Source organism: Streptomyces flaveolus (assembly GCF_014648815.1).
In the GTDB taxonomy this organism is placed as follows: domain Bacteria; phylum Actinomycetota; class Actinomycetes; order Streptomycetales; family Streptomycetaceae; genus Streptomyces; species Streptomyces flaveolus.
Window position 1 is genome coordinate 195,006 of the sequence record NZ_BMRV01000009.1, and the last position, 22,164, is coordinate 217,169.

The following is a 22,164-nucleotide window of genomic DNA, read 5'->3' on the forward strand; positions in this document are numbered from 1 at the left end:
CGATGGCCCTCACCGTGGTGTCCGGCAACGGACGCGAATGGCGCCTCACCGAGCGGATAGGCAGCGGCTCGGAGGGAGTCGTGTACGGCGTCGACGACGCGCGCCCCCTGGTGGCCAAGCTCGTCCCCGACCCGCCCGACCCGGCCGCCTACCGCCGCCGCATAGCCCGGCTGGTCCGCCAGCGCCGCGAGCCGCGCACGGTGCGGCTGCTCTCCACGGCGCCGGTACGGGTCGCCTGGCCGATGGTGGGGGTGCGCACCGGTGGCCCGGGCGCCGACGGCGTCGACGGCTACGTGATGACCGACATGCGCCACGCCCACCGGCCCTTCCCGCACCTGCTGACCCCGGCCGCCCGCCGCGCCCTGCTGCCCCGGGCCACCTGGGCGACCGCGCTGACCGCCGCCCTCTCGCTCGCCCGGCTGCTGGCCGACCTGCACGCCGAGGGCTATGTGGTCGGCGACCTCAAGCCCGACAACCTGTGGGTGGACGACCGGGGCGAGGTCGGCATGGCCGACGTGGACTCCTGGCAGTTCACGGACGGCGGCGAACTGTTCCCGGGGCGGATGGGCACCACCGGCTACCTGGCCCCCGAGCGGATCGGCGCGCCCGCCGGCACCCCGCCGCAGCGGACCTCGGACGACTTCGTGCTCGCCGTTCTGATCCACCAGCTGCTGATGGACGGACTGCACCCCTTCGCCGGGTATCCCGCGGACGGCGGCGACTACCGCTCCCACGACGACAACGTCCTGCACGGCCGGTGCCGCCTCCTCGACCGCACGTCGGTGCTGCTGCCCCGTTCCGCGCCGCCCGTCGACCTGCTGCCCCGGCGGCTCGCGGACCTGATGCGCGCCGCGTTCGGCGGCGTGCGGCCCTCCGCGTCGGCCTGGGCCGAGGCGCTGGCCGCCGAGTCGGCCCCGACCCGGCTGAGGACCTGCCGGACGGACCCCCTGCACGTGCACACGGTGGAGCGGCCCTGGTGCCCCTGGTGCGACCTGGCCGAACGGGCCGGCGAGGGGCAGGACCCGAAGGAGGAGACCGCATGACCGAGACGACCCGGCTCTCCGTGGCCCGCAGGCTCGGCCACTGCACCGTCCTCGGCCCGGGAAACCGCGCCGTGATCTGGGTGCAGGGCTGCCCCCTGCGCTGCCACGGCTGCGTGGCCGCCGAGACCCTGCCCTTCGAGGGCGGCACCGCGTACACCGTCGGCGAACTCGCCGACTGGCTCTGCGCACTGCCCGACGTGGAGGGCGTCACCCTCTCCGGCGGCGAGCCCTTCAGTCAGGCGGCCCCGCTGGCCGCGCTGCTCGACGCGGTACGCGCGCGCAGGCCCGGGCTCAGCGCGATGGCGTACTCGGGATTCCGCTACGAGGCCCTGCGCAGGGGCGGCCCGGACCGGCAGGCCCTGCTGCGGCGCCTCGACCTCCTCGTCGACGGCCCCTACGTGGCCGCGCGCCACGCCGGTCTGCGCTGGCGGGGCTCGGCCAACCAGCGCATCGTCGCCCTCACCGACCGCTACGCCCACCTGACGGACCAGCCCGACACCAGCGCGGGCGTCGAACTCTCGCTGGAGGCCGACGGATCGCTCTCCTGGGCCGGGGTGCCACCGACCCCCGGATTCCGGGAGGGACTCGAGGAACAACTCGCGGCGCGGGGCTTCGTGCTGCACACCCAGGCACGGAGGGAAGCATGAGCGGATCACCGAAGTACAGCACCGTCACGGTCGCTCCCGCCTACCGGCAGCGGGAGGAGCAACGGCGCCGGGAACAGCAGGCGGCACGCCGCCGCCGCGAGGCCCAGCGCGCCAGGGAACGCGCCGAACTCGCCGCCCGGCGGGCCCGGGAGGCCGCCGCGCGCCGGGAACGGGCGAAGGCCGAGGCCGAGCGTCGGCGACACGAACTCGCGGCCCGGCGCACCGCCGAGCAGCAGGCCCACGCCGCCCGGCTCGGCCAGGAGCAGGCGGGCGCCGACGCACGCCGCCTCGACGAGGTGCACGACCTGCTCGTCCGCGTCCGGACGTCCGGCAACGGCGCCCCGGCCGGCGAACTGGACGCGCTGGAACAACAGGTGCGGACGCTGCGGGGCAGGATCGGCCACGGGGAGCAGCTCGGCGGGGCGATCGAGGAACTGCGCGGCCGCATCGTCCTGCTGGACCGGCGGGGGGACGACGCCGACCGGGGAGCCGACCCCGGTGCCGTGCTGGCCGGCTTCGAACGCAGGCTGGCCGAGATCGGCCCGGACGCCGCGGAGCACGACGCGGAGGGCCGGCAGCGGTGCCTGGAACTGCTCGGCCGGCTGCGCGCCTCGGCCGGTCCCGACGGCCGGACCCGTTTCGAGGCACTGCTCGGCACGATGGAGCACGCGCTCACCCGGCACGCCGCGACCGCCGCGGGGCGCGTCGAGGCGGAACGGCAGCGCGAACAGCAGGTCCGGGAGGAGCAGCGGCAGGCCGAGGAACGCGCCGCCGCCCGGGCCGCGGCCGATGAGGCGGCCCAGGAGGCGGAACGCGAACGCCTGGCGGCCGCCCTCGGTGAGGCGGCGGACCGGCTCGACGTCGTGCACCGCTCCGCGCAGGACGCGGCGGAGGACGCCCGGGAACTCGCCGACCCGCAGCTCGCGGAACGGATCGAGGAGGCCCTGCGCGCCGCCACCGGGCCGCTCGCGGCGGGCGCGGCGACCGAGGCCCTCGCGGCGGTCACCGCGCTGGAGGAACTGCTCCCCGAGGCCGAGGCGCGGCTGGACGAACTCCAGCTGGCCCATACCCGGCGGATGGACCTCGGACAGGCGCTCCAGGACGCCATGCTCGGCGAGGGCTTCGCCTTCCTGGGCGGCGAGGACCAGGGCGAGCGCCTCGTCCTGCGCTTCGAACGTCCCAGCGGCGCGAGCTACGAGACGACGATCGCCACGGACACCGGCGGCACGCCCGTACTCGTCTACCACGTGGACGGCGAGCCCGACGTGGCCCTCGAACCGGCGCCCGAGGGCGCGGTGTGCGACCGGACGGAGGACCTCCTGGAGCGGGTGCACGAGGCGGTCGGCGGACAGGACGGCTTCGTCCCCGGCGAACTCACCTGGCAGGGCAAGCCGCCCTCGCGGCAGGCCCGGCAGCTGCCCGGCGCGGAGGAGTGGACATGGAGCCGGTGAGCACGGTCGGCTGGGACAAGCGGGCGAACGGCGTCGGCGGCCCGTCGCCCTCCGAACGCGCCGAGCAGCGGGGCGGTGCCGGCCGGGACGGTGAGCCGGCCGCCGCGGACGGCATGATGCCGCTGTGGGCGGTCTCCCTCGGGTGGGAGCTGCGACGCGGGCGCCAGGTGATCCTGAACGGGCAGGTCAGGGACCGCTGGTGGTTCGAGGACCGGCCCGCCTCGTTCCGCGAGGTGGTCGCCGGGATGCTGGAGCTGCGCGGCGCGGAACTGGTCGGCTGGTGGGACCCGGTCGCCGGGCTCACCTTCCCGGTCCCGGGCCACGCCGAACGCTTCGACCGCCTGGTCGCGGGACTCCCGCCGAACGACCCCCAGGGCACCCGCCCCGCCACACCCGGCGGCGCTCATGGCGGCGCGTCGAACGGCACACCCGGCGGCACGGCCCACGGGACCGGCACCGGCACCGGCGCCCCGGACGGCCGGGGCCGGTCACCGGAGGACGGCAGGACGGCACGCCCCTGGGAGAACCGCGGCGAGGACGACGCGACCGACACCGAGGCCCGCACCGCGCGCACCCGGCGCGGCGACGAGCGGCACCGCGGCCGCGAGCGCCTGCTGGCCCCGCGGACGCCGGGACGGCCCCGGACCTTCGACGACGTCGTCGCCACCGTGCACCGCCTGGCCGCCTCGCCCGACGCGGCCACGGCGTTCGTCTTCGAGGACGTCGACCACCAACTCCCGCCCGGCCAGCCCGACTCGCACCTCGGCTATCTGCGGCTGCGCGCCGCCATGACGGACGCCGTGACCCCGCACTCCGCCGCGGGACCCGCCCCGCACGCCCGCAACGCCGTCCTCTGCGCCGTGGGCGACGTGGGACGCCTGCCCGGCTGGTTCCACCTGGAGGACCCCCGGATCGCCACCCTCCACATCGCCCCGCCCGACCCCAGCGAACGCCGGCTCTGGCTGAGCTGGCTGCACCGGCACTTCAACGGCGCGCAGGACGCCTCGCGTGCCGACCTCGAAGGCCTCGTGGGCGCCACCGACGGCATGACGGGCTGGGACATCGAGTCCCTCGCCCGGACCTCGTGGCTGCGCAACGCACCCCTGCGCAAGCCCGACAAGCTCCTGGAGCTGCACCGGCTCAACGTGAGCGTCGACCCCTGGACCCAGCTCGACCGCGAGACCGTCGCCGGCGCCGCGGACGTGCTCGGGGCCCGGGTGGTCGGCCAGGACACGGCCGTGCACGCCGTCGCGTCGGCCCTGCAGTCCGCCTTCGTCGGCGTCGACTTCGGCAACTCCGGGAACGCGCGGCCCCGGGGCGCGTTCTTCTTCGTCGGCCCCACCGGCGTCGGCAAGACCGAACTGGCCAAGTCGGTCGCCGAGCTGATGTTCGGCGACCAGAGCGCCTACGCCCGGTTCGACATGAGCGAGTACCAGCAGGAGCACGCCGCCGAACGCCTCGCCGGCGCACCGCCGGGCTACATCGGCCACGAGCAGGGCGGCGAGCTGACCCGCAGGGTGCAGGAACGGCCGTTCAGCGTGCTGCTCTTCGACGAGATCGAGAAGGCCCATCCCAAGGTGCTGGACAAGTTCCTGCAGATCCTGGAGGACGGCCGGCTCACCGACGGACGCGGCCAGACCGCGTACTTCTCCCAGTGCCTGATCATCTTCACCTCCAACACGGGCGCGGACGCGGTGCAGGGCCTGCTGAGCGAGCGCGGCGACGAGCTCACCTACCCCGAGCTCGAGGCGCACTTCACGCGGGCGGTGGAGGAGAAGTTCCGGCAGATCGGCAGGCCGGAGATCTACGGGCGGCTCAAGCCCGGCGTGGTCGTCTTCGACATGCTGCGCCGCGAGCACATCGTCCGGATCGCCGACCGGCTCCTCGGACAGCTCACCGAGTCGGTGCGCGAGCGGCACCGCGTCGAGCTGGTCCCCGACGCGGACACCCTGCACCCGTGGATCACCGAGCGGATGTCGGACCCCGAGCACCAGGCGTACGGCGGACGGCAGATCCGCAACGAACTGGAGCAGGTGCGGGCGGCCGTCGTGCGCCACCTGCTGGAGCACCGGCCGGCCCCGGGGAGCCGGATCCGGGCCGCCATCGCGGCCGACGGCACCGCCCGCGTCACGGCCGACGGGACCGCGCCCCGCGCGCGGGAGGAGGGCGAGGGAACGTGATCGGCATCGACCTCGGGCACCGTTTCGGACGCGTCGGGCGGATCGGCCCCGACGGCGAACCGGCCGTGACCGCCACCGGACTCGACGGCACCGACGGCGTCCTGGGGCCGCGGCGGGCGCTGCCCCTGCTGTTCGGGCCCGCCCCGGCGGGCAGGGCGGCCGCGGCCGGGGAGCCGGACCGGCAGGCGGTCCTCGGCATACCGGCGTCCGGCGGCCGGGAGGACGAGCTGCGGCGCGCGGCCGAGAGCGCCGGGCTGGACGTCGCGCGGGTCGTACCGGACCCGGTGGCGGTGGCGCTGCACTACGGGGCGGTCGACGAGGGCGTGGACCGCACGGTGCTGGTCTGCGACCAGGGGGCGACGACGCTGGACCTGACCGTCCTCGCCGTCACACCGGACCTCACGGTGCGCCTCGTGCGGACCCGCAGTCACCGGCTCGGCGGCGACGACTGGGACGCGGCACTCGCCGCCGGCCTCGCCGGGCGGCTGCCGGACGGGGTGGACCCGCTCCGGGCGGCGGAGCTGCTGCGGCGCGCACTCGGCGCCTCGGACGAGGCCGTCGAGACCGTCGAGGACGCGGCGGGCGGCCGGCACCGGCTGACCCTGGACCGGGCCGCTTTCGAGCGGGCGGTGGGCCCCCTGCGGGAGCGGGCACTCGAAGCCGTGGCGGAGCAACTGACCGCGGCCGGGCCGATGGTGGACACGGTCCTGCTGGCCGGCGGCCTGTGCGCGACGCCCGGCCGGCGGGCCGAGATCGAGGAGCTGCCGGCCGCCCAGGGCCTCACGGTCCGCGGTCACCTGCCCGAACTCGCCGTCGTACGCGGGCTGCTGGCCCTGCGCGACTTCCCCGTCCTGCGCATCGTCGACGGCCCCGCCCCCGCGCCCGCCCGGACCGGCGGCCGGTACTTCCTGCCGGACCCGGACGCGGACCGTGCCGGCATCCCCGTACGGGACTGGGACCGGGACACCCGTACGGCCCCTGCCCGGGGCCGGGACACGGACCCCGCCGCCCCACCCGTACCGGACCCCGACCCCCGCCCCCGGCACCCGCTGCCCGAGGACCCCGAACCGGCGACACACCGCGACGCCCCCACGACCGCTCCCGGCGACCCGCGGAGCGCCACGGACGGCTCCCGGCCGCCGAACGATCCGTCGTCACCGCACCCGCCTCCACCGCACGAGCCGGAGCACCCGGCGGCCCCGGTCGCCGGGCCCGCGCCCGCACACCCCACCGTCACCGTCCCCGGCCCCCGTCGGGCACCGGAGCCGCCGCCCGAGACCCCCGAGGCCGTCCCGGGGCCCTCCCCGGACCCGTACGCCACCCGCGGCCCGGGCGGCCAGGACACCGCGGACACCGCCCCCGGCGCCCCGGCGGCGGACCCCGCCGATGCCGCCACGGCCCCCCGGGACCACCTCGCCGTCCCCGTCGGACAGCTCCAGGCCCTGCGCCGCGGCGACCACCTCCTCGTCCTGTGGGCCTGGCCCGACGGCGCCCTCAGCGCCCGCGTCCGCTGGCGCCGCGAGACGGGCCCCGTCGGCGACGGGCCGCGCAGCGGCCTCCCGAGGGAGGGCGACATGCTCTGCCGGCGCCGGGTCTACGAGCACGACGGCGGCCTCGACCTGGCCGTCGGCCGGGGCGCGGTCACCCTCACCGTCGAGGCCCTGGTCGCGGACCCCGGCGCGGACTGCGAGGGCGCCTCGTCGCTCCTCGTGCCCGCCGAGGCACCCGTCGTGGAGTACGAACCGAGCGTGCGCCGGCGCCTCAAGGGCCGGGTCGCCTCGGTCGCCTTCACCTCCGCCACCGGCTGCGACCTGCCCGCACTGCGCATCGTCCACAGCCTCGGCCGCTTCCGTCCCACCAGCACCGCCGAGGGCACCGTGCTGCACGAGGTGCCCGCGCAACGACTGCCCGCCGGCACCCCGCTGACCGTGGAGTTCCCGCTGCCCGCCACCCGGGGCCCCTCCTGGCTGGTCTGCTTCCCGGCGGACGGCAACGCCGCCACCGACGCGCCCGTCGACATCCGCCCGACGGCGCTGCACAGACTGCGAGTGACGTGATGGCCAGACGACTCACCTGCCCCTACTGCTACGAGAGCTTCGCGCCGCGCGAGATCCGCTTCCGCTGCAACAGCCGTCTCAGCCGCACCGGGAAGCAATGCTCACGCCGCCGCGACCAGGTGCTCGACGAGCGCCGGGGCCCGCGCCCGAGCCACGACCTCGGACCGGACTTCGCCGCCGACGGCCGCAAGCCGACGGCCCCGTGCCCCGACTGCGACGGCGAGAGCACCTACCGGATCTGCCCGGTGTGCCACTCCGAACTGCCCGTCCAGTTCGGCCGGGTGGACAACCGGCTGATCGCCATGGTCGGCGCCAAGGCGTCCGGCAAGACCGTCTACATGACGGTGCTGCTGCACGAGATGAGGAACAGGGTGGGCGAGGCGTTCGGGGCCGCCCTGATGGGCCTGGACGACGCGACGATGCGCCGCTACAGCTCCGACTACGAGGACCGCCTCTACCGCGACAACCAGATGTTCCCGGGCACCCAGACCGCCTCCACCAACCTCAACCGGGTGGACCCGCTGGTCTTCCGCTTCAGCCTGGGCCGGCGCACCCTCCTCGGCGAACGCCCCCAGCACACCGTCCTGTCCTTCTTCGACACCGCCGGGGAGGACTTCAGCTCCCGGGAGAGCGTGGAGCTCAACACCCGCTACCTCACCGGCGCCGACGGCATCATCCTGCTCCTCGACCCGCTCCAGATGTCCGACGCCCGGGCCGGCGCCCTGCCGGGCACCCCGCTGCCGGGCACCGAGGGACTCGACGCGCCCGTCAACGTCCTGTCCCGGGTCACCAGCCTGCTGCTCGCCCCGCGCGGCGGCCGGTCCTCGCAGAAGATCGACACGCCGATCGCCGTGGTCTTCTCCAAGATGGACGCCTTCTGGCACCAGCTGGACGCCGGCAGCCCGCTGCGCGACTACGCCCCGCCGGGCGGCCGGTTCGACGTGAGCGACAGCCTCAGCGTCCACGAGGAGGTGCGCCGGCTCCTCAAGGACTGGGACGGCGTCCAGATCGACCAGCTCCTCGACAACCACTACACCCGCTACCGCTACTTCGGCGTCTCCGCCCTCGGCCGCAACCCCACCCCCGAGGCCCGGGTCGCCCCTACCGGCATCCAGCCCTACCGGGTGGCCGACCCGCTGCTGTGGCTGCTCGCCGAGTTCGGTTCGGTGCCGAGGGCGGGACGCGGATGAGCGGCCGGGACGCGCCGGGGCCGCCCGGCCCCCGGGCACACTTCCAGCAGCTGTACTACACCTCCTGCGAGCACGGTCTCAGCGGCTTCTCCGGGTTCCAGTTCAACGCCGTCAGCGCGGGCGTCAGCGCCGAGACCCGGCACGCCGTGGAGGCCCTCGCCGGGTACGAACCGCCGCGCTCCATGGTGGAGTCGGACACCCCGGAACTGCTCGCGCGCTGCCCGGTCAACCTCTGCTACCGGCCCTTCGACCCGCAGGGCCGGACGGCCACCGTGCTGTGCGTGCGCTACGTGGGCCGGGACTCGGCCCGCCGCTTCGGCAACTACTTCGCCCACGCCCTGCACAGCGACGACTTCCCCGCGGCCGGCGGCGGGATGCTCGGCATCGAGCTGTGGGACTCGCCGGTGTGGACCCGCTCGGCGTCCCCGGACACCGAGATCCCGGTGCTGGCGGCGCCCCCGCGCGGCACGCTCGGCACCCGCGCGGTCCGTGACTTCCTCCGGTCCCACCCGCACGCGGAGCGGCTGCCGGACCTGCTGGCCGCCGTGTTCGCCGCGCTCACCGACCACGGCTCGGTGGTGGTCGTCGACGACTCGACCGACCGGATCGCGCGCTGGTTCGCCGCCGTGTCCTACCTGCTGCCGCCCCCGCTCGCCCGCCGTCTCTCCTTCGCCACCTACGTCTTCCGGCCCGCCCGCAGCCGGCTGCACCTGATCGGCACGGTGCCCGAGGCGCAGCTCGACTTCGGCACGGACGACGAGGCCGCCTACACCGTCTTCGACTTCTCCCGCGGCCACTTCCCGCAGGTGGCCGTCCCCGGGCTGGTGCCGCTGCTGACCCGGATCGGGGTCGGCTCCGTCCGGCCCGTCTGGTCCTGGACGGCGGACTACACCCACGGCGGGGAGGAGACCCCGGCCGACTGGCACGCACCGGTGGCCGCGGCGGCGGCCTCGGGCGGCATCGCGCTCACCGGCGCCGACGTCCGCGCGGTGATCGGCTGGCTGGCCGGCGCCGACCACCTGGGGCCGCGCCGCGCCGCCGTCGCCGCCGACCTGCACCGCAAGCACCGGGACCTGGACGACGCTCAGCTGGCGGCGCTCAGCGACGCGGCGAAGGCCGGCGGCGAAACGGCCGTGCACCAGGAGATCGAGGGAAAGCTGCACGAGTCCCGGATGCGGGCGTACATGACCGGCGCCGAGGACGCCAGCGCGCCGGTGCCGATCACCGACCGGGCGGAACGCGAACGGGCCACCGCCCTGTGGGAACGGCTGCTGGGCGGCGAGGCGACCACGGCCCGGCAGCGGGTGCGGCTGCTGCTGTGGGCGCTCGGTGCCCGACTCGCACCGGCACCGGACCTCGTCGCACGCGAGACGCTCGCCCTGGCCCGCACCCTGCTCGGCTCCGCCGGCCCCGGCCCCGGCCTGCGCCGGGAGGTGGTCGAACTCGTCGACGGCCTGCCGCGGATGCGGGAGGCGCTGGCCGAGGCGGTGCAGGAGGCCCTCGAAGGGCGGGACGGACAGGAGCAGCTCTTCGCGCAGTTCCCCGCCGAACTCCTTGGTGAGCGGGACCTGCGGGACCGCCCGCTGCTCCTGGAGCACCACTGGCGGGCCCGCGCCGAACGGGAGCCCTCGCGCACGGTCGAGATCCTGTTCGCGATCCTGGAGGTGCGCGGCCGGACCTCGCCCGACGCCGAACTGCTGCGCGGCCTGTGGCGGCACTCACGGCCCTGGACCCACCGAGAGGCCCTGCGGATCGTCCGCGGGCTGTCCGACGCGGGGCGGGTGGACGAGGCGGTCGGCGAGTGGCTCGACCGCGCGGTCAATCAGCGGATCGACGACGAGGAGGGGCTCGCGGCCTGCCTGGAGCTGTGCGAGGTGCTCTCCTCGCCCGGGCACACGGCCTGGCTGCCGCCGGCCGCGCGGGAACGCGTGCGCATCATCCTGGAACTGGACCGGGCGCTGCGCACGGAGGGCGAGGCCGTCCGACTCGCCGGCGCGTTCCGGGTGTCGGGAACCGCCACCTGGACCGCGGCACAGGCGCTGAAGCGGTACCGCCTGGTGCCGGCCATGCTGGCCCTGCCCGTCGACGTCCGCCGGCTCCGCGACGGGCTGCCGGACTTCGGCCACTCCCTCGCGGAGGACTACCTGGCGGCCGTACGCCGGGCCGCGACCGGCGCCGAGCGCTTCGACGACGTCCTGCTCGGCCATGTGGCCGCCGTGGCAGCCCTGCCCACGGCCGACGGGCGGCTCTCCCAGGCCCAGCGGGAGCTCGTCCACACGGTCCGGGGCCACACCGGCAGGTACTGGCGGACCGAGGACGTGAAGCGGCTCGAAGCGGTGGTACGCCCCCACCACCCACAGCTCGCCGACTACTACCGGGAGTGCGCCGAGGCCCGCCGCAGCGGCCCGCAGAAGCTGGCCGGGAAGGTGCGGCTGTCCTTCCGCCGCGGCAAGGGCGGTTCTCCGGACGGCGGTTCCCGCGGTGACGCCTCCCAGGGCGACGGCTCCCAGGGCGAGAAGAAGGGACGGTGACGTCCGGTGGCCGAGATCATCGCCTGGGTCTTCATGCCCGTGCTCTACCTCGCCGCGCTCACGGCCTACCTGGTGGTCGTCCCGGCCGTCGTGCTGCTGCGGGGCGTCGCGCTGACGATGGAACTCCTGTGGGGCCACGTCCGGTTGCTGATCGGCGTCCTGTACCGGCGCACCCCCGAGTACCGCACGATGGCGCCCTACCGCCCGCAGGACGAGGCGGTGAAGGCGTACCGCAACTACTTCTTCGGCCCGGGCTACCGGGACCTGCGCCAACTCCTCACGCTGGAGCGCCGGGCGTACCTGAGGACGACCGGCGACTCCTTCCGCGCCGTGACCTCGCGGCAGTTCGTGGCCCCGACCCGGCACCGGGCGTTCACCGTGCCGTACGGAGTGACGCTGTACCTGGGCCTCTGCCTTGGCGCGGTCCTGGCGCTGCCGCCGCTCGCCGTGCTCCTCGCGCTGCACGCGCTCGTCCTCGTCCTGCTGACGGGCGGGGCCCGGGCGGTCGCCGGGACCCTGCGGGCGGCCGACCGGACGGTGCTGTGGGTGAAGCGGCTGCGCACCGGGATGCTCTGCCCGCACTGCTTCGAACGCGTCCCCTATCCGGCGTACGACTGCCCCCGCGCGACCTGTCGGCGCCGGCACGCGGACATCCGCCCCGGCACGTACGGCATCTTCCGCCGCCGCTGCGAGTGCGGGCAGCGCATGCCGACACTGCTGATGCTGATGAGCAGGGACGCGCGGCTCCAGGCGTACTGCGTGCATCCGCACTGCGAGAAGCCGATGAACGCGGACGCCGGGCACATGCCCGAGGTCGTCCTGCCGCTCATCGGCGGACAGGCCGCGGGCAAGACGCAGTTGATGGCGGCGATGCTCCTCGCGCTGGAGAACGCGGCGGCCGACGGCGGGCCGGCGATCACGCTCGCCGACGACGACTCGGACGCCAACTACCAGGTGCTGCGCGAGGTCCTGCGGATGCAGGGCCACACCCGGGCCACCCAGAAGGCGCTGCCCCGGGCGCACTCCTTCGTCCTCGGCACCGGCCGCTCCGAACGGCTGGTCCACCTCTTCGACACGGCCGGCGAGCGGTTCGTCGACCGCGACGAGACGGACGCGCTGCGCTATGCCCGGGCCGCGCGCACCTTCCTCTTCGTCCTCGACCCGATGTCGGTGAAGGCGTTCTGGACCTCGCTGGAACCCGCGCCGGGCCCGCTGCTGGACCGCACCCTCGCCTCGACGGTCGACCCGGAGGAGGTCTTCGGCCGGTCGGTCCAGGCGGTGGCCGCGATGGGCGCCCCGCTGAAGCGCTCGCGGCTGGCCGTCGCCATCAGCAAGACCGACCTGCTGGCCGGGCACGGCCTGGTGCCCGACCGCCTCGACGACAGTGACGGCGCCCGCGCCTGGCTCTGCGAGGGACTCGGTCTGCGCAGTCTCGTCCAGGCGATGGAGCTGGACTTCCAGGAGGTCCGCTACTTCTGCACGGCGGCGGTGGCCGACGAGGACGCCCGGGTGGACGGCAGCATCACCCGGTTCGTCGACTGGTGCCTGCGGGACTGAGGGCGGCGACCGGGCCGGGGGAGTCCTCCGTGCCAGAATGGACGCGCCTCCGTCCCGCCGTCCCGCCCCGCGTCCCTCCGCACTGATCCACCGAGGTCCTCCCGTGTCCAAGCCAGTGGCCCGCGAGCCGCAGCGACGCAACGCGCGCTCCAACCGGGCACGCATCCTGGCCACGGCCCGCCGGGAGCTCGGACGGAACCCGGACACCACCCTGGAGGAACTGGCGCGGGCCGCCGGTGTCGTACGGCGCACCCTCTTCGGTCACTTCCCGGGGCGCGCGGCGCTGCTGGAGGCACTCGCCGAGGAGGCCTCCGAGGTGCTGCGCAGCACGATGGAGTCGGCCGGGGAGGGGGCCGGGCCGCAGGTACCGGCCGAGCGCGCGCTCGCGTACTTCCTGCTGTTGATGTGGCCCGTAGGCGACCGCTACCGGATGCTGCTGGCGCTGGCCCGGCACGACCTGGGCGCGGAGCGGGTGGCCGAGATCCTCACGCCGGCCCGCGCCGAGGTCACCGCGATCCTGGAGCGCGGCCAGCGCGACGGCACCTTCCCCGCCCATCTGCCGCCCGCCGTGCTGAGCGCCGGGCTGGAGGCGATGACGGTCGCCCTGCTGGAGCAGGTCAACACCGGTGCGCTGGAGGACGACGGCACGCGGGCCGCGGTCGCCACACTCGTCGCGGCCGGCGTGCCGCAGGACCGGGCCCGCACCGTCGTCGAGTCCGTGGCCCCGACGGTCCCCCCGAAGCCGGACCCCGGCGACTGACCCTCGTCGGCCCCGCACCCGCCGCCCACCAGGCCGGACCCGCCGACGCCTTGCCCCCTCCCGCGCGGGGCGCCTCCCCATCCCTGCCCCTCCAGCGCGCCCACCCGGCACCCCGGCCTGGCCCGCCGACGCCCTGCCCACCCACTCCCGCGCGGGGCGCTCCCCGCCCCTGCCCGTTCCGAAGCGCCCGCCCGCCGCCGGGACCGTCCCCGCTGTGCTCGGCACCGTCCCGGCGGGCCGCGCTGTCCGGTCCGCCCCGCCCGCGCGCGGCAGGCAGGCGTCGGCGCGCGGCGCAGGCCGGACGGGCCCAGGGCGCGGGAGCCGTCCCGGGTGACCGGAGCCGCTCACGTCGGACGCCCCGCACGGCCGGGTCACGCACGCGTGCCCCGGGCCCGGTGGGCCGTCTCCGTCGCAGTGTCGGCGGCGACGCCCGCCGCGACGAGCGCGGCGGTGGCCGCGCCGGTGCCGTCGTCGGTCCACGCGCCGCGGCGCACGCAGTCCAGGAGGGCCAGCAGGTGCGCCTCGACGGCCGCGCCGAGCACACCGGCCGGGACGACGGTCCGGAAGACGCCCTCCCGCCGGCCGCGGGCGAGGATCGCGGCCAGCGTGTCCCGGGCCGGGGCGAGCAGGAGCCCCATCCGCTCGCTCGTCCGGTCCGGCCCCAGGTCCCGGCGGGCGAGGGCGATGAGCGTGCCGTAGCGGTCGCCGACCGGCCAGAGGGCGAGGACGAAACGGGCCAGGGCGGTCGCGGGGTCGTCCCGCGTCGCGCGGGCGGCCGGAGCGCCGGAGTCGTCGAGCGCGTGCCGTACCGCCTCCGCGGCCTCCCCGACGAGCCCCTCGATCAGCGCGTCCCGCCCCGCGAAGTGCCCGTACAGGGTGCGGCGCGCCACACCGGCCGCCTCGGCGATCGCGGCGAGTGAGCTGTCCGGGTCGCGACCCAGTTCGCGTTCGGCCGCGCGCAGGATCCGGGTGCGTGTGGTGGTCATCGGTGGGTACCCCGAGGTTGTTTTGCACATCAGTGGGCAAGAAACTAACCTGAGATTAGTCTGCACACCGATGGGCAATTAACCCGCCCTCGTACCCGGGAGCCCCCATGCCCCTACTGGCCACCACACCCGTCGAGAAGATGACCGGGCCGTACCCACGGCGCTGGTGGGCCCTGATCGTGCTGTGCCTGAGCCTGCTGATCGTCGTCATGGCCAACACGTCCCTGATCGTGGCCGCCCCGGCCATGACCACCGACCTGGGCCTGAGCAGCAGCGACCTGCAGTGGGTCATCGACGGCTACACCGTCCCCTACGCCGCGCTGATGCTGGTGCTGGGCGCGATCGGCGACAAGTACAGCCGTCGCGGCGCCCTGGTCACCGGCCTGGTGATCTTCGCCGGCGGTTCGGTGATGGGCAGCCTGGTCGACGAGACCGGGCTGGTCATCGCGGCCCGCGCGGTCATGGGCGTCGGCGCCGCCGTCGTCATGCCGGCCACGCTGTCCCTGCTCGTCGCGATCTTCCCGAGGGGTGAGCGGGCCCGCGCCATCACGGCCTGGACCGCCACGTCCGGACTCGCCATCGCCGTCGGCCCGCTGGTGGCCGGCTGGCTGCTCGGCGACCACGCCTGGGGCTCGACGTTCCTGGTCAACGTCCCCGTCGCGGTCCTCGCCGTCATCGGCGCGCTGCTCCTCGTCCCGCCGTCCCGCGCGGCCGGCATGGGCCGCATCGACTACGTGGGCGGTCTGCTCTCCATCGTCTCCGTCGGCAGCCTGGTCTACGCGACCATCGAGGGCCCCCACTTCGGCTGGGGCGCGGGCCCGGTCACCGCGGCCGTCGTCGCCGGTGTCGGGCTGGTGGCCTTCGTGGCCTGGGAGCTGCGCCACCCGCACCCCATGCTGGACGTGCGCAGGTTCCTCCAGCGGCCGTTCAGCGGCTCGATGCTGGCCGTGCTGTTCTTCTTCTTCGGCACCTACGGCGCCATCTACTACTCCACGCAGTTCCTGCAGTTCGTCCTCGGCTACGGCGCCCTGGAGACCGGCGTACGGCTGCTGCCGCTGGCCGGGGCCGTGTTCGTCGGCGCCGCCGTGACCGGGCGGCTGACCCCGAAGCTGGGCGTCAAGGCCATGATCGGGTCCGGCATGGTGATCGGCACCGTCGGCGTCTTCCTGCTCGTCCTCGTCGACAAGGGCTCGACGTACTCCGGCTTCCTGGCCCCGATGCTGTTGCTCGGTCTCGCGATCGGCCTCAGCGTCTCCCCGGCCACCGACACCATCATGGGCTCCTTCCCGGAGAGCGAACTGGGTGTCGGCGGCGGCGCCAACGACACCGCGCTGGAACTCGGCGGCTCGCTCGGCATCGCCGTCCTCGGCTCCCTGCTCGGCACCGCCTACCGCGACGAACTGGCCGACCTGGTGGGAGGCCGGCTCCCGGCCGCCGCCCTGGACACCGCCCAGGACTCCGTCGGCGGCGGGCTCGCGGTCGCCGAACAGATCGCGAAGTCGCCGTCGGCCGGACCGCAGCAGGCCCAGGCCCTGGCCGACGCCGTCCACGAGGCGTTCGCCCACGGCGTCGCCACGACCAGCCTGATCGGCGGGATCATCATGGCCGCCGGCACCGTGATCGTCCTCGCCGTCCTGCCCGGCCGCCGCGCCGCCGCACAGCACCGGACCGAGGACGAGCCGGCGCCCGCGCGGGACGCGGAGTACAGCGACTCCACGAGCTGACCGGCGCCGGGCCGGTCAGTCGGCCGGTGCGGCCAGGGCCGCCAGGTCCTCCGCCGTGCGCGGCCCCTCGGCCGGGTCCGCCAGCAGTCCCCGGGCGCACAGCAGCCGCGCCGCCGCCACGCCCCACGGCAGCCGCAGCCCCGCCAGACCGAGCAGGTCGGCGCGGGCCAGCGTCGGCGCCGTGGGGCCGGTGTGCACCCCGGAGGGGGTGAGCAGGGCGGCGTCGTCGGACCAGCGCAGGGCGAGATCCACGTCGTGCGTGGCCATCACCACCGTCGTGCCGCCCGTCCGCAGCCGGTCGAGGGTGTCGAGCAGCCGCTCCTGCCCGTCCGGGTCGAGCCCGGCGGTCGGCTCGTCGAGGATCAGCACCCGGGGACGCATCGCGACCGCACCGGCGATCGCGGTCCGCTTGCGCTGCCCGTACGACAGCAGATGCGTGGGCCGGTCGGCCAGCGCGGCGATGTCCAGCGCGGCGAGCGCCTCCTCGACCCGGGAGCGGACCTCCGGATCCGGCAGCCCCAGGTTCAACGGTCCGAACGACACGTCCTGGGCGACGGACGCGGCGAACAACTGGTCGTCCGGGTCCTGCACCACCAGCTGCACGGTGGTCCGCAACCGCGTCAGCCCCGCCCGGTCGTACGTCACCGGCCGCCCGTCGACCGTCAACTGCCCGGAATGCGGCCGCAGTCCGCCGCTGAGCAGCCGCATCAGCGTCGTCTTGCCGCTGCCGTTGCGGCCCAGCAGTGCCAGCGCGCGCCCCTCGCGGACCTCGAAGTCCAGGCCGCTCAGCACCACCGGCCCCTCCTCGTACCCGAACGACGCGTCCCGCAGGGCGACCAGGGCAGGTGCGACGGGCTCGTTCACGACAACGGCCTTTCCAGTACGAAGGTGAGGGCGGTCAGCGCCGCCAGCAGGGTGACGCTCGCCGCCGTGAAGGGCACGGAGACCCGGGCCTCGGGCACCAGGACGCGCAGCGTGCCGTCGTAGCCGCGCCCGGCGAGCCCGGCCTGCAGCCGCGTCGCCCGGTCGAAGGCCCGCACGAACGCGGTGGCGCCGAGCCCGCCGAGCGAACGCCAGGCGGCGGCCCGGGTGGTGTGTCCCAGCCGCGCGGCCTGCGCCTCACGGATCCGGCGCACGGAGTCCAGCAGCAGGAAGCTCATGCGGTACGTCACCAGTGCCACGTCCACCACCGGCGCGGGCACCCCGGCCCGCACCAGACGGGGCAGCAGGTCGGACATCGGCGTGGTGAACGCGAACAGCAGCACCCCGAGGGACGCCGCCGACGTGCGCAGCAGCAGCTCCCCGGCGCGCACCGCACCGCCGTCCGCCGCGCCCACGAAGCCGCCCGGGCCCCCGACCCGCACCAGCAGCGGCAGCGCGCCGGTCACGCAGAACCCCAGCGGCACCCGGTAGGCCCGCCACAGGCGCCGCCGGGGCACACCCGCCGGGCCGAGCAGCACGGCCAGCGCCGCCACCAGCACCAGGGCCGCGCCCGGCCAGGGCGGCAGCGAGATCGCGAGCACGGTCAGGCCCAGCCCGAGCACGGCCTTGTCCACGGGGTGGCGGTGGCGCCACCGGCTGCTGTGCGCCGCCGCGTCGATCGGCAGCACTCAGTCCCCTTCGGGCGTGTGCGTGTCCTGGCGGGCGGCCCGGGCCGCGCGCTCCTCGCCCTGCCGGCGTCCCCGGCGCAGACCGAAGTAGTAGGCCAGCACGCCCGCGCCGAGCGCCGCCTGCAGGGAGAACAGCGCGGACTCGATCTCCCCGGACGGCGGCTCGTACAGCGGCGAGAACCACGGCTCGTAGTCCGGTTCGATCTCCGTGATCGCCGTCTCCGCCTCGGCGTCGGCACCGGTGAACGGCTCCTTCTTGTGGTCGCCGAGTCCGAGCACCAGCGGCAGCACCGCGAGCGCGGCCACCGCGATCAGCAGCAGGACGTTGATCTTCGTGTTGCGGCTCATCGGACGACCGCCTCCGCACGCTCGCCGGTGTCCCTCGGCAGCACGCCCAGCCGGGTCAGCTCGCTCTTGCTGGACTGCACCAGCAGCCGCATCACGACCACCGTGAGCAGGCCCTCGCTCACCGCGAGCGGGATCTGCGTGACGGCGAAGATGGACCCGAACTTGCCGAGCGCGCCCAGGAATCCGCTGCTCGGGTCGGGGAAGGCCAGCGCGAGCTGCACGCTGGTGACGCAGTAGGTGGACAGGTCGGCGACGAACGCCGCGCAGAACACCGTGACCATCAGCGGCGCCCCGTACCGGCGCAGCAGGCGGTAAGCGCCGTATCCGGCCCAGGGGCCGGCGATCGCCATCGAGAAGGCGTTGGCGCCGAGCGTGGTGAGACCGCCGTGGGCGAGCAGCAGGGCCTGGAAGAGCAGGGTGATCGTGCCCAGGACCGCCATGATGGGCGGCCGGAACAGGATGGCGCCCAGACCGGTCCCCGTGGGGTGCGAACAACTCCCGGTGACGGAGGGCAGTTTCAGGGCCGACAGCACGAACGTGAAGGCTCCGGACGCCCCGAGCAGCAGCGTGCTCTCGGGGTGTTCCCTGACCTCACGGGTGAGTGACCGTACTCCGTGGACGACGAACGGCGCGGACGCGACACCCCAGGCGATCGCGTGCGCCGGAGGCAGAAAGCCCTCGGCTATGTGCATGGCTCAGCAGACCCTCTCCAGCACCTCGTGGATGGACGACGCGCCTTGGCCGGTCTCCTGGCTGACGGGTACCACCGCCCGAACTCCGCCTTCCCGGGTCACCGGGCCCTGGCACTGCATTCCCGTCGTCCGCCCGAAGGGCAGACGGGAATGCAGTGCCAGGGCCCTAGACCCAGTGGCTGCCCTTGGAGGGCTGGAGCCGGACTTCCCGATCACAGTGGCGAGGGCCGCACCGGTACTTCACCGGATTTCCCGTTCACCAAGGCGTGGCGACAGTAGTGCGCCCACGAGGGTGGTGACAAGCGGGCCTCCCCGCGGCCGGCCCCCGCCGGGCCGGTGGCCGCGGGAGCATTCCGCGCGGGCGCTCCCTCGTACGGTGCCGCCGTCCCCGCACGACGTGGCGAAGATCTCCTCACGCCTGCGCTGGAGGGCGAGGTGGCGGGTCGTCACGGGCGGGGTTGTCGTCGGCGCGCCGGACCACCCGGGAACGCAGCTGCTGGCCCAGTGCCGTGCCGGCGGCGGTGAGGAAGACGAAGCTGTACAGGATCTGCAGGACGGCCACGACCCGCGCCGTCTGGCCGTGCGGGGTGATGTCCCCGTAGCCGACGGTGGCGAGGGTGACGACGGTGAAGTACAGGGAGTCGACGCGGGTGCGCAGCCCCGTGAACTCACCGGGCTGCTTGGCCAGGACGTAGTAGGTCGCGGCGAAGACGTGGACCGAGAGCACGATCAGCAGGGCGATGACCACGCCGGGATGGGTGTCCGTGCGGCCGGTGAGGACGTGGCGGATCTGCCGCAGCAGCAGCGCGGCCACGACCGCCAGGGCCAGGGCGAACAGGAGCCAGCTCAGGACGGGGCGATCGGAACCCAGCCGGTCGAGGGGCAGCAGGAAGTAGGCCGTGACCAGGCCCACGGCCACGCTGACCCGTACCAGCCAGGACCGCACCGAACGCCCGGAACCGCCGAACCCGGCCCGGCGGCCCCGGCCGTCGTCCCCGCGGCCGGTCACCGATCCGGCTCCGCCCCGCGGTCCGGCCCCGGCCGCACCGGTGACTTCCCCGCCTCCGTCTCCGGCGGGCTCCGGCGGACCACCTGGGCGACGACGAACGAGACCACCGACGCGACGACGATCAGCGGCATCTGGTCGTGCGCGTCCCTGCCCAGCAGCAGGACCGCCAGCACCGAACTGGCCAGCGGCAGCCCCGTCACCGCGGCCGCGGCGGCGGAGATGCCGAGGGCCAGGGCCGGAGTGACGCCGAAGCCGGGCAGGCCCGAGCAGGCCATGGCCGTCGCCGCGCCCAGCAGCACGGAGGGGAAGATCGGACCCCCGCGCAGACTGCCCAGCGCGATGCCCCACGCCAGTCCCTTGCACGCGACGAGCGCGACCAGCGCGCCCACGGACCAGGCGTGCGGATGCGCGGCGAGCTGAGCGAGGGCCGCCTGCCCGGACAGCGCCGCCTCCGCCGGTGAACGGCCGGTGATCAGGGCGTACGCGGCGATGCAGACGCCGACCGCCGTGGCGCACAGGACGGTGCGGGCGGCCGTGCGGTGCCCCGTCCAGGTCGCGGTGCGGCGGCCCAGCGCGCGGCCCAGCGTGATCAGCACCGCGATCAGTGCCGCCGCCGGGATGCCCCACAGGAAATCACCGGCGTCGGGGGCGGTGCTCGGCGGCACGTCGGGCAGGGACAGCGCCCCGATCTCCAGGCCGGTCCAGTTGCCGAAGCCGGTGAAGACCAGGGCGCCCGTCGCGCTGGCCAGCAGACAGGGCAGCAGCAGGGCGACCATCCGGGCGCCGGCGAGCCCCGCCCCCTCGATGAGCAGGACGGCCGCCGCCACCGGGCCGCCCAGGATGGTGGAGATCGCGGCGGTGGAGCCGGCCGTGGCGAGGATCGCGCTCGCCCTCGGATCCGCGTCCGCGCCCGCCCGCCGCACCGCGAGCAGGGCGAGCCCGCTGCCGACGGCCATCAGGGGGGCCTCGGGTCCCAGGACCACACCGAGCGGCAGGGTGGCCAGCGCGGCCAGGACGGCGCCGGGCAGGGCCTTCGGCCCGACGGGCGCGCCGCCCAGCCCGTTCACCGGCAGGTGCCCTCCGGCGCCCGGCATCCGGGTCACGATCGGCGCCAGGATCAGCCCCGCCAGCACCAGCGCGGGCAACGGCCACCACCAGGGCGGGGTGCCGTAACCGGCGGCCTCCGGCAGCGACGTCCACACCCAGTGCTGGAGCTCGTGCTGGAGGCCTACGAAGAAGAAGCAGGCGAGCGCGATGGGAACGCCGAGCAGCACGCACAGCAGCAACAGCAGCAGGTAGCCGGGGCTGAGCAGGGTGCGCCGCAGGGACTGCTCGGCCCGGGCCGGGACGGCGTTCGCCGGTGCGGCCGACGGGCTCTCGGGCGCCGTCACGGGCCCGTCCGGCGCGAACCCGGCACGGGCACGGCGAGCGGCGGCAGGGGCTGAGTCGTCACGGGCCCTCCCATGGTCCGCCCACCTCCCGGCGCGGACCGACGGCCCGTCGCGCGTGCATCGTGTGTGCTTCAGTAAACGCGAGGCGGCGAGGGCCCGCATGCCACGAGCCGCCCTCCGGGCGTAGCGACCCCGGGCGGCCCGGCCCCGCCCGGCCCCCTGTGCGCCAAACCGCGGCCAACGGGCTCGTCCCGCCCCGGGCTTCACCGGCATCGGCGGGCGCGCGTGCCCGCTCGTCCTGTCCGGGTACCCGTCGCGGGTCACGGCGACCTCGGGGTGGCGGTGAGCGCCGGGAAGGGTGCGAACCGTGTCGCTGTTGGGCCGAACGGGTGAGTTGACGTAAGAATTGGCTGGTGCACGCATTGAAGGCGAGTGGAATCGGGGGAGCCGGTGAACAGCTACGACGTCACCGATGAACAGTGGGAAGGGCTCGCCCAGGTCGTTCCGTTGCGCGGGCGCGACGCCTGGCCGTCGTCGGTCGGCCATCGCGCGATGCCGGAGGCGGAGACGGAGGCACGGCGGCGCTTCGTCGTCCTGCGGGTCAACGTCTTCGCGGACGCCCGCGAGGTCGCCGAGACCCTGATGGCCGGTATCCCGGTGCTCCTGGACCTGACCAACGCCGAGACCGAGGTCGCCAAGCGCGTCCTGGACTTCAGCACGGGTGTCGTCTTCGGTCTGGCCAGCGGCATGCACCGGGTCGACCGCAACGTGTTCCTGCTGACCCCGTCGGGGACCGAGGTGAACGGCCTGATGGAGGACGCGGCCGGGGTTCCCGGGATGTGACGGCCCCCGGGCCGGGAGCCGGTGCGGCGAGGGTCCTGCGGACCCCGACGTGTGACATGCGCTCCCGGCCTGACGGGCCCGTCCCCCGATCGTGGGAACGTCGCCCGGGCGGAACGGTTCGCCCGGAATCCGGAGCCCTACGGTC

Annotated in this window: 18 protein-coding genes and 1 riboswitch; of the genes, 11 read left to right on the forward strand and 7 right to left on the reverse strand. The window is 75.2% G+C overall.

What is annotated here, in order from left to right; translation table 11 throughout:
* Nucleotides 1–2: 2 nt before the first annotated feature.
* From IEZ05_RS21930 to IEZ05_RS21970, 9 genes are all read left to right on the forward strand, one after another.
* Nucleotides 3–1,043 carry a protein kinase domain-containing protein gene (locus IEZ05_RS21930; RefSeq protein WP_229869799.1) on the forward strand — a complete coding sequence of 347 codons (1,041 nt, stop codon included), beginning with the start codon at nt 3–5 and terminating at the stop codon, nt 1,041–1,043.
* On the forward strand, nt 1,040–1,690 hold the full coding sequence (locus tag IEZ05_RS21935) for a 4Fe-4S single cluster domain-containing protein (RefSeq protein ID WP_189231901.1): 651 nt from the start codon (nt 1,040–1,042) through the stop codon (nt 1,688–1,690). Before IEZ05_RS21930 ends, IEZ05_RS21935 begins: the two co-directional genes overlap by 4 nt.
* Nucleotides 1,687–3,141: a coiled-coil domain-containing protein gene (locus tag IEZ05_RS21940; protein ID WP_189231902.1), complete on the forward strand. Its 1,455-nt coding sequence runs from the start codon at nt 1,687–1,689 to the stop codon at nt 3,139–3,141. The genes IEZ05_RS21935 and IEZ05_RS21940 overlap by 4 nt, the downstream gene beginning before the upstream one ends.
* Nucleotides 3,129–5,321 (forward strand): AAA family ATPase, encoded by a 2,193-nt coding sequence (locus tag IEZ05_RS21945; protein ID WP_189231903.1) that lies wholly within the window; start codon nt 3,129–3,131, stop codon nt 5,319–5,321. Before IEZ05_RS21940 ends, IEZ05_RS21945 begins: the two co-directional genes overlap by 13 nt.
* Nucleotides 5,318–7,378 carry an Hsp70 family protein gene (locus IEZ05_RS21950; protein ID WP_189231904.1) on the forward strand — a complete coding sequence of 687 codons (2,061 nt, stop codon included), beginning with the start codon at nt 5,318–5,320 and terminating at the stop codon, nt 7,376–7,378. Before IEZ05_RS21945 ends, IEZ05_RS21950 begins: the two co-directional genes overlap by 4 nt.
* Nucleotides 7,378–8,568 carry a hypothetical protein gene (locus IEZ05_RS21955; RefSeq protein WP_189231905.1) on the forward strand — a complete coding sequence of 397 codons (1,191 nt, stop codon included), beginning with the start codon at nt 7,378–7,380 and terminating at the stop codon, nt 8,566–8,568. Before IEZ05_RS21950 ends, IEZ05_RS21955 begins: the two co-directional genes overlap by 1 nt.
* Nucleotides 8,565–11,099: a GTPase-associated protein 1-related protein gene (locus IEZ05_RS21960; protein WP_189231906.1), complete on the forward strand. Its 2,535-nt coding sequence runs from the start codon at nt 8,565–8,567 to the stop codon at nt 11,097–11,099. The genes IEZ05_RS21955 and IEZ05_RS21960 overlap by 4 nt, the downstream gene beginning before the upstream one ends.
* Before the next feature lie 6 nt (nt 11,100–11,105).
* Entirely contained in the window at nt 11,106–12,656 is a 1,551-nt protein-coding gene (locus IEZ05_RS21965; protein ID WP_189231907.1) for a TRAFAC clade GTPase domain-containing protein, read from the forward strand.
* A 103-nt stretch (nt 12,657–12,759) separates the two neighbouring features.
* The gene (locus tag IEZ05_RS21970) at nt 12,760–13,416 is read left to right on the forward strand and encodes a TetR/AcrR family transcriptional regulator (RefSeq protein WP_189231908.1); all 657 of its coding nucleotides are present in this window, start codon (nt 12,760–12,762) and stop codon (nt 13,414–13,416) included.
* Between the two features lie 371 nt (nt 13,417–13,787).
* On the opposite strand, the gene IEZ05_RS21975 is transcribed toward IEZ05_RS21970, so the two are convergent.
* A complete protein-coding gene (locus IEZ05_RS21975) occupies nt 13,788–14,402 on the reverse strand; it encodes a TetR family transcriptional regulator (protein WP_229869800.1) in 615 nt (204 codons plus the stop codon).
* Between the two features lie 107 nt (nt 14,403–14,509).
* On the opposite strand from IEZ05_RS21975, the gene IEZ05_RS21980 reads away from it, so the two are divergent.
* Nucleotides 14,510–16,126 carry an MFS transporter gene (locus tag IEZ05_RS21980; protein WP_189231910.1) on the forward strand — a complete coding sequence of 539 codons (1,617 nt, stop codon included), beginning with the start codon at nt 14,510–14,512 and terminating at the stop codon, nt 16,124–16,126.
* Nucleotides 16,127–16,141: 15 nt separating this feature from the next.
* Here IEZ05_RS21980 and IEZ05_RS21985 read toward each other — a convergent pair whose 3' ends face one another.
* The 6 genes from IEZ05_RS21985 to IEZ05_RS22010 form a co-directional block, all read right to left on the reverse strand.
* On the reverse strand, nt 16,142–16,990 hold the full coding sequence (locus IEZ05_RS21985) for an ATP-binding cassette domain-containing protein (RefSeq protein ID WP_189231911.1): 849 nt from the start codon (nt 16,988–16,990) through the stop codon (nt 16,142–16,144).
* Nucleotides 16,987–17,736 carry a cobalt ECF transporter T component CbiQ gene (cbiQ, locus tag IEZ05_RS21990; protein ID WP_189231912.1) on the reverse strand — a complete coding sequence of 250 codons (750 nt, stop codon included), beginning with the start codon at nt 17,734–17,736 and terminating at the stop codon, nt 16,987–16,989. The genes IEZ05_RS21985 and cbiQ overlap by 4 nt, the downstream gene beginning before the upstream one ends.
* Nucleotides 17,737–18,084, reverse strand: a complete 348-nt coding sequence (locus IEZ05_RS21995) for an energy-coupling factor ABC transporter substrate-binding protein (RefSeq protein ID WP_189231913.1) — start codon at nt 18,082–18,084, stop codon at nt 17,737–17,739.
* Nucleotides 18,081–18,776, reverse strand: a complete 696-nt coding sequence (locus IEZ05_RS22000) for an energy-coupling factor ABC transporter permease (RefSeq protein ID WP_189231914.1) — start codon at nt 18,774–18,776, stop codon at nt 18,081–18,083. The genes IEZ05_RS21995 and IEZ05_RS22000 overlap by 4 nt, the downstream gene beginning before the upstream one ends.
* Before the next feature lie 30 nt (nt 18,777–18,806).
* Nucleotides 18,807–19,055, reverse strand: a riboswitch (cobalamin riboswitch).
* A 133-nt stretch (nt 19,056–19,188) separates the two neighbouring features.
* The gene (locus tag IEZ05_RS22005; RefSeq protein WP_229869807.1) at nt 19,189–19,722 is read right to left on the reverse strand and encodes a potassium channel family protein; all 534 of its coding nucleotides are present in this window, start codon (nt 19,720–19,722) and stop codon (nt 19,189–19,191) included.
* Between the two features lie 59 nt (nt 19,723–19,781).
* On the reverse strand, nt 19,782–21,176 hold the full coding sequence (locus tag IEZ05_RS22010; RefSeq protein WP_229869801.1) for a chloride channel protein: 1,395 nt from the start codon (nt 21,174–21,176) through the stop codon (nt 19,782–19,784).
* A 450-nt stretch (nt 21,177–21,626) separates the two neighbouring features.
* On the opposite strand from IEZ05_RS22010, the gene IEZ05_RS22015 reads away from it, so the two are divergent.
* On the forward strand, nt 21,627–22,019 hold the full coding sequence (locus IEZ05_RS22015; RefSeq protein ID WP_225631578.1) for a cell division protein SepF: 393 nt from the start codon (nt 21,627–21,629) through the stop codon (nt 22,017–22,019).
* Nucleotides 22,020–22,164: the final 145 nt, after the last annotated feature.